Raw genomic sequence first — 5,576 nt, 5'->3', positions numbered from 1 at the left:
TCGCCCAGCATGGTCTCCGGCCGCGTCGTGGCGACCACGATGTAGTCGCGGGTCTCCCACTCCGTCGCCTTGCCGTCCTCGTCGAAGGCGACCGGATGCTCATAGGTCACGCCATCGGCCAGCGGATAGGCGAAGTGCCAGTAGGCGCCCTCCACCTCCTTCTGCTCGACCTCAAGGTCCGAGATGGCGGTCTGGAAGTGGGGGTCCCAGTTCACCAGCCGCTTGTCGCGGTAGATCAGGCCGTCGCGGTGCAGCTGCACGAACACCTTGCGCACGGCGGCGTTCAGGCCCTCGTCCAGGGTGAAGCGTTCCCGGCTCCAGTCGCAGGAGGCGCCCAGGCGGCGCAGCTGGCGCACGATGGTCCCGCCGCTCTCGGCCTTCCATTCCCAGACCTTGTCGATGAAGGCGTCGCGGCCCACATCGCGGCGGCCGATGTTGCCCTCGGCGGCCAGCTTGCGCTCCACCACCATCTGGGTGGCGATGCCCGCATGGTCGGTGCCGGGCAGCCACAGCACCGCCTTGCCCTTCATGCGGTGATAGCGGGCCAGAATGTCCTGAAGCGTGTTGTTCAGCGCATGGCCGATGTGCAGCGAACCGGTCACGTTGGGCGGCGGAATGACGATCGAATAGGCGTCGGCGGCGCCGTCTGTCGCGGCGCGGTCCCGGGGCGCGAACAGGCCGCTGGCTTCCCACCGGGCGTAATGGCGCGGTTCGGCGGCCCTGGGGTCGAAGGTCTTCTCAAGCATCGCGTGATCGTTTCGTGGGAAAGAAAAAGGCGGCCCCGTCGGAGCCGCCTTCCGTAGATAGTCGGATGGGGCCCGAAGGGCCAGCGTCGGCGTCAGGCGCCGCCCTGGCGGGAGATGCGCTCTACCTCGGCGCGTACCTCGCGCTCGACGATGCCGGGCAGGTTCGCGTCCAGCCAGTCCTTCAGCATCGGCCGCAGCAGTTCGCGCACGATGTCCTCCAGCGAGCGGGCGTCGGCGGGGGTGCGTGCGGCGGCGGTCAGGCCGGCGAAGGCCGAGGCGGCGGCGCCGGCGGCGGCGGCGCTGACCAGGGACTCGGCAGGCGCAGCGGCAGGGGCGGGTTGCGGGGCCATCTGCGGGGCGGGCGCCGGCTCGGGCTCGGGCGAAGGTTCAGGGAACGGCTCGGGCGAAGACACGTCCAGGTCGCCGATGCTCTCCTCGGCGGCGGGCGCCTGATAGGGCTCGGTCAGCTCCAGCACCTCTTCCTCCTCCTCGGCCTGCGGAGCCGGTTCGGGGGCGGCGGCCTGGGGCTCCGGCTCCGGCTCGGGTTCAGGCGCCGGCTCGGATTCCGGTTCAGCGGCGGGCGCTTCCTCGGCCTGAACGGGCATGGACTCGGGTTCCGGCCCGGACGGCGCCGCCTCGGCGGCGGGCGCGTCGGCCGGAGCGTCGTCCTCGGAGATGATCCGCCGGATGGAGGCGAGAATCTCCTCCATGGTCGGTTCCTGGGCGGACTGATCGGTCATGGCGAATCCCCGAAGCGGACGGTCACAATCTTCAAGCGTCAAGGGAGCGCGCACCGTTCGGCGCGTCTTCCCCCTGCCCTTGTCGTCGCACTTAGAAGCGGGGGAATCAACGCTCGTTTTCGCCGCGTCGGCGAATTGACGCGCCTATTCCACCGGCGCCGTGCGGACGATTTCAGACTTCAGCTGCTGGTCGATCGGGGCATCCACCTGATCGTTCGCCGGCATGATCGCGGGGGCGGCGATGCGGTCGATGGCCTCGATGACGCCCTCCCACGGCAGGCCGCCGCGGTTGCGGACCTGCTGGAAGTTGGAGGCGGGATCATAGGGGTCCAGAGACGGCGCCAGAGTCGGACCTTCCAGACGCCCCATGGCGGCCAGCAGGGCGGCCTGGGCGACGTAGTCGTTGCGCCGGGCGGTGACCAGACTGACTTCGGCGGAGCGCAGCTCCAGCTCCTGGTTCAGTACGTCCAGGGTGGTGCGCAGCCCCACCTGGGCCTCCTGACGCACGCCCTCGGCGGCGATGCGGGCGGCGCGCACAGCCTCCTCGCCCGCCTGCAGCGAGGACTGGGCCGAGATCATCTGGGCGTAGGCGGTGCTGACGCTGCGCAGCACCTCGCGGCGCTCGCCCTCGACACCGATCTGGGCGGCGTTGGCCTCTTCCAGAGCCTGGGCCACGCGCGAGCGGTTCAGACCGCCGGTGAACAGCGGCACCGAGACATTGGCGGTCACGTTCAGGCTGGGCCGGTCGAACGGGTCGAAATCATTCAGGCGGCTGGACCCGCCGTAGCTGGCGTTCAGGCTGGCGGAGGGCAGATACTGGCCCCGTGCGGAGGCCACCCGGGCCTCGGCGCCGCGCAACTGGTATTCCGCAGCGATCAGGCTGGGATTCTCGGCCAGTCCGATGTCCAGAGCCTCCTCGAAATCGGCCGGCAGGCCCGGCAGGGGCGGCGGCGTCTCCAGATTCGCGGGTGTCTGGCCCACGATGGCGGCGTAGCCCGCGCGGCTCACGGACAACTGCGCCTGGGCCGAGGCCAGATCCGATTCGGACTGGGCCAGGCGCGCCTCGGCCTGGGCCACGTCGGTGCGGGTGATCTCGCCCACCTCGAACCGGGCGCTGGCCTCTTCCAGTTGACGGCGCAGAACCTGCAGGTTGTCCTGGCGGATGCGCAGCACCTCCATGTCCCGTTGCACGTCCACATAGGCCTGGATCACACCTTGCAGCACCGACTGCTCGACCGCGCGCAGGTTCTGGCGTCCGGCCATCACGCTGGCTTCGGCGGCGTTGATGCCGTGAGCGATGCGGCCACCGGTGTAAAGGGTCTGGGACAGGCCTACGCTGACGCTTCCCGAGTTGCTCTCGCGCGCGGCCCCGCCGCTTGAGAAGGCCGCACCGGGGATCGTGCCCGTGGCGTCCGGGATTCCGTCCCCGTCGGTGTCGATCGGCACCGGGATGTCGGGGATGGCGCCGCCGCCGGCGGAGTCGCCGTAGTTGCGTGTGTAAGAGGCCCCCACAGAGGCGTCGACGGTGGGACGCAGGCCCGAACGGGCCTGGACATAGGTCTCGTCCAGCGCGCGCTGCTGCGCCCGCTGGGCCAGCAGGGTCGGGTTGGTCTGATACGCCAGGGCGATGGCGTCCTGCAGCGAGTCCGCCGATACCGGCCCGGCCAGGGCCGCCATCAGGGCCAGAGCGGCGGCGGAAGCCAGCGCGCGGGTACGTCTCACCATGACCAGTCCTCAAATATTCCGGCGCGAGATGCGCGCGCGTCAGGCTGGTTTGCGAAATGCCCGCCCTTCGCGCCAGTTAAGTTTTTTTCACGCGGAACGGGCGTCACTCCGTCGCGCGGCTCAATTCAGAAGCTGAACACCGGTTCCGGCGTCATTCCCGTCAGCATCGGCGGCGCCGCATCAAACAGGTCGCGTCGCGAAAATCCGTCCCGTCCGCGCAGATACAGCACGCCCCGGCCCGCTGCGCCCGTGCGCTCCACCACCGCCAGCCGTCCGCCCACGGCCAGGGCGTCCAGCCAGGCCTGGGGCCGCACGCCGACGGCGCCTTCGCTGATGATGATGTCATATCCCTCGCCGTGGGGCTGATCGAACGGGGCGACCACCGTTTCGGCTCCGGCGTCAGCCAGGGCGGGCGCGACCACGTCCAGCACCGCCTGATTCGCTTCCTGGGCCGTCACCTTCGCGCCCAGACGTGCCAGAACGGCCCCGGCGTAGGGCGCGCCGATGGCCAGGGCCGTTTCGCCCGGCCTGGCCTCAACGGCGCTGAGCAGTTTGGCGGCTTCGCGCGGCAGCATCAGCACCCGGCCGTCCGCGATCTCGCATTCCACCTCGGCATAGGCCGAGAAGGCACGGTCCGGGGCGCAGAAGCGCTCACGCGGCACAGCCAGCATGGCGGCCTGAAGGGCGCGGTCGGTCACATCATTCACGCGGACCTGGGAATCCACCATCATCGTGCGGGCGGCGGCGAAGTCCATGGCAGCTCGAATCCTGATAAAGCCTGCGGCTGAAAACCTGCGCGCCTTATAGGTCCGCCCGCCCGGGCCCGGCAAGGCCGCGCGGCGCCCCCCATAGTGAACATTGAAAACGCGCGTTGCGAGGAGCCGGGCGATCTGATAGCGAACGCGCCTCTCGAAAGCCACGGCCCCAGAACGGGCCCCGGCGGCCTGATGGCGGAGTGGTTACGCAGCGGACTGCAAATCCGTGCACCCGAGTTCGATTCTCGGTCAGGCCTCCAAACTTTTTCAAAACAGTCTTCGAGCCGGTGACGCGTCACGCGCCGGACCCGCGCCATGAAGCCCCGGGTTCAGCCGAACCGCATCTGGTGCAGGGCCACGGCGCTGGTGGCGGCCACGTTGAGGGAGTCGAAACCGCCCGCCATGGGGATGGCCACGGTGCGGCAGCGGGCCATGACGGCGAGCGACAGCCCAGGCCCCTCGGCGCCCAGGATCAGGGCCGCCCGGCCGCCGGGGCGCACGTCCGACAAGCGCTCGCCGCCCGAGGGGCTCAGCGCCAGGAGGGAGAACCCGGCGGCCTCCAGCGCGTCCAGCATGGCAAGAGGCTCAAGCCCGGTCACGAAGGGCATGCGCAAGGCGGCGCCCACCGAGACGCGGATGGCCTTGCGGTACAGCGGGTCGCAGCAATGGGTGTCCAGCAGCACCGCGTGGGCGCCGAAGGCCGCCGCGTTGCGGAAGATCCCGCCCATGTTGTCGTGATTGCCCACGCCGCAGACCGCGACCACCAGGTCGTCGCCGGGCGCGCCGCCCAGCAACTTCGTGAGGTCAGGCTCGGCGGGCTTCTCGCCCAGCGCCAGGATGCCCCGGTGGATGGGAAAGCCCGCCACCGCGTCCATCACCGCCTGCCCGGCCGCATAGACCGGGGCGTCCAGGCGCTCCAGCACCGGGCGCAGGGTCCCGATCCGCGGTTCCGCGATCAGGGCCGACACGGCTCGGCACCGGGATTGGGGTGAGGCCAGCACATTCAGCACCACCGCCCCCTCGGCCACGAACAGACCCCGGCGCCCGGTCAGGTCGCGCTCGCGGATCTGGCGATAGTCCGCAACGCGCGGATCGTCGGGGTCATGAATCGGGATGGGGGTCATGGTTTACTCCGCATTAACCAAATCGCCTGAAGGAAGAAGCGTCTTCATGCTTTCGGAGACACCCACCATCACCGAACTGCTTTCAGCCCGGCCTTACCGCCGGGCTTTTTTTGTCTGGATATCGGGCTCGGGAATGGGGGCCCGGCCGGCGCCGTCTAGCACCGACGCCGGCCGGGGCCGAGGCTCTTGCATGGTGCTGGACCGAGATCCTGGCCCGGTCGGACTGGGTCCGGCTGAACCGGTTTCGGCCTAGCGAAACACCGCCAGCACGAGCGTCGCCGCCGCCACGGTCGCGAGGGTGGCGAAGAAGTGACGGTGGATGAAAAGCAGAACACGTCCGCCCATCTGAATACTCGTTCATGACGCCGGCGGCCCCATGCCGCCTCTCCCGCCAATATGGTTGCATCTCCGGCGCGGAAAAGTGGCGGCCGGAACGCAAAGGCGTGAACATGTCGTGAACTGTCGTGAGCTCCCGACGAGGGGCGA

At 69.7% G+C, this 5,576-nt stretch carries 5 protein-coding genes and 1 tRNA gene; 1 reads left to right on the top strand and 5 read right to left on the bottom strand.

Annotation, left to right across the window (positions count from 1 at the left end; all coding sequences use genetic code 11):
- The 4 genes from C0461_RS13205 to C0461_RS13190 form a co-directional block, all read right to left on the bottom strand.
- On the bottom strand, positions 1 to 746 hold a 746-nt coding region (locus C0461_RS13205; protein ID WP_292107659.1), incomplete at its 3' end, for a class I tRNA ligase family protein.
- A gap of 92 nt (positions 747 to 838) precedes the next feature.
- Entirely contained in the window at positions 839 to 1,486 is a 648-nt protein-coding gene (locus tag C0461_RS13200; protein WP_292107657.1) for a DUF2497 domain-containing protein, read from the bottom strand.
- A gap of 144 nt (positions 1,487 to 1,630) precedes the next feature.
- Positions 1,631 to 3,211 carry a TolC family outer membrane protein gene (locus C0461_RS13195; protein ID WP_292107656.1) on the bottom strand — a complete coding sequence of 527 codons (1,581 nt, stop codon included), beginning with the start codon at positions 3,209 to 3,211 and terminating at the stop codon, positions 1,631 to 1,633.
- A 125-nt stretch (positions 3,212 to 3,336) separates the two neighbouring features.
- A complete protein-coding gene (locus C0461_RS13190) occupies positions 3,337 to 3,966 on the bottom strand; it encodes a protein-L-isoaspartate O-methyltransferase (protein ID WP_292107655.1) in 630 nt (209 codons plus the stop codon).
- 186 nt (positions 3,967 to 4,152) lie between these two features.
- Between C0461_RS13190 and C0461_RS13185 the strand changes: the two genes are divergently transcribed.
- Positions 4,153 to 4,226, top strand: a tRNA-Cys gene (locus C0461_RS13185).
- Between the two features lie 69 nt (positions 4,227 to 4,295).
- Here C0461_RS13185 and C0461_RS13180 read toward each other — a convergent pair.
- A complete protein-coding gene (locus C0461_RS13180) occupies positions 4,296 to 5,090 on the bottom strand; it encodes an RNA methyltransferase (RefSeq protein WP_292107653.1) in 795 nt (264 codons plus the stop codon).
- Between the last annotated feature and the right edge of the window lie 486 nt (positions 5,091 to 5,576).

Origin of the sequence: Brevundimonas sp. (assembly GCF_013823285.1) — a bacterium.
Taxonomy (GTDB): domain Bacteria; phylum Pseudomonadota; class Alphaproteobacteria; order Caulobacterales; family Caulobacteraceae; genus Brevundimonas.
The sequence above is the reverse complement of the archived record's forward strand: the minus strand, read 5'-3'. Positions and strand labels throughout refer to the sequence as shown.

Bases quoted from the DNA above. Each gene is read 5' to 3' on its own strand.
- C0461_RS13200 (WP_292107657.1), bottom strand. From the start codon at position 1,486: ATGACCGATCAGTCCGCCCAGGAACCGACCATGGAGGAGATTCTCGCC.
- C0461_RS13195 (WP_292107656.1), bottom strand. From the start codon at position 3,211: ATGGTGAGACGTACCCGCGCGCTGGCTTCCGCCGCCGCTCTGGCCCTG.
- C0461_RS13190 (WP_292107655.1), bottom strand. From the start codon at position 3,966: ATGGACTTCGCCGCCGCCCGCACGATGATGGTGGATTCCCAGGTCCGC.
- C0461_RS13180 (WP_292107653.1), bottom strand. From the start codon at position 5,090: ATGACCCCCATCCCGATTCATGACCCCGACGATCCGCGCGTTGCGGAC.